We start from the raw sequence: 1550 nt of genomic DNA on the forward strand, positions 1-1550 counted from the left end.
AAACTGCCGACGTTCATATTGACGAAATCACTGCGAAAGAACATCCGTCCGTCAGAATACGGTGCATCCACCTGCAACATGGTGGTGTGCGCTTTCAGGTCGGAGTAACCACCGGTGCCGCTCGATCCCCAGTAATCGTGCTCAAGGGTGACGTTAAGATCCTGCTGGCGATAGAGATCTGCCGCGTCGCTGCGCACACCGCGCTTCAGCCAGTCATCTTTCTCATCGTTACGGGTCAGACGGGTAAAGGTGTCGTTATCCTGCGGACGCGTCGGCGTCACACCGGATGCGACCATCGCGTCTTTGTAGGTTTCCAGTGCCTGCTTTGGCTCGCCCGCCTGCGCTTCAAACCTTGCACCATCACGCAGTACCATCGCACTTTCCATCGACGGCGGCTGAGATTTTGCCTGCGGGATCAGCTTGTTAAACGTCTGCTGCGCCGCTGCGGTATCGCCAAGCTGCGCCTGTACCAGCGCCACGCGCCGCTGTGTATTCAGAGAGGTATTGTCAGTGGCGGGCAGTTTCGCCAGCTGGCTGCGTGCCGCCGCTTTGTCGCCGGCGGCGATATCCACTTCTGTCAGGCCAAGAATGGCATCAACGTTAGCTGGCTCCCGCGTCAGGACATTCTGATACGCCGCGCGGGCAGCGGTGTCATCACGTCGCTGCTGTGCCCAGTCGGCCAGGGTGAGGTCAATGCGCGTGGACGGCGGCTGCTGGCGCAGCATCGCTTCCGCTTCTGCCTCTTTACCGCTTTCACGCAGGCGGCTGGCGGTTTCCAGTACCTGATCGCTTTGCAGGCGGTTTGCCAGTTCCTGAATATTGCTGTTCCACTGCGCGCGCGGCAGGCTGTTGATATGCGCCAGCGCGGCTCTGTCCTGGTCGTGACCGGAAAGATACAGTCCGTAAGCGTAAACCTGCTCCGGGTCGTTCGGCTTCTGTTGCGCCAGGCTGCGCATTAACGTATCGGCCTGGCTGCGTTGCCCGGCCTGCCAGAGATCCTGCGAAAGCCGGTAAGTAATCCACACACTGCCGGGATCGAGCGCCAGTCGCTGACGCTGAAGTGCTGCCGCCTGCGCCCATTTCCCCTGATTTTCCAGTGCCTCCGCCTGCTGTGATAAGCGGTCGTTTTGTAGGCTGCGTTCGATGTCATCAACGCTGCGCCGCTGGCTGGCAGAAAGCGAGGCAATAAACGCTTCGGCTTTTTCCGGCGACTGCTGGCGATAAAGATTCGCCAGCCCGCGCACGGCGTTGGTGTTGCCGCTGTCCATACGCAAAGTCTGCTGATAATAGCGTTCGGCAGCGGGGTAATCTTTACGTGCCATCGCCACATCACCCAGCCCCAGTACCGCATAGCTGTCGGCGTTATCGACATTGCGCGCCTGCTGGAACAGGCGTTCTGCCCGGTCGGGATTATTGGCTTTCAGCGCAGCATCGCCCTGCTGGATCGCCAGCCAGTAGCGGTTCACCTTCAGCAGACTGTTCCATTTGTCGTTGTTGCTGCTGTTCGGATCCAGCGCGAGGGCTTTTTCCAGATTCGCCACCGCATTAGC

The 1550-nt window shown here is 59.7% G+C and carries 1 protein-coding gene; it reads right to left on the reverse strand.

Annotated elements, in window-relative coordinates:
- Positions 1-1550 (reverse strand): cellulose synthase complex outer membrane protein BcsC (gene bcsC, locus HEN21_RS22435; protein WP_183082952.1); only part of this gene is annotated, 1550 nt, incomplete at both ends.

Origin of the sequence: Escherichia sp. 93.1518 (assembly GCF_013368915.2) — a bacterium.
GTDB lineage: Bacteria > Pseudomonadota > Gammaproteobacteria > Enterobacterales > Enterobacteriaceae > Escherichia > Escherichia ruysiae.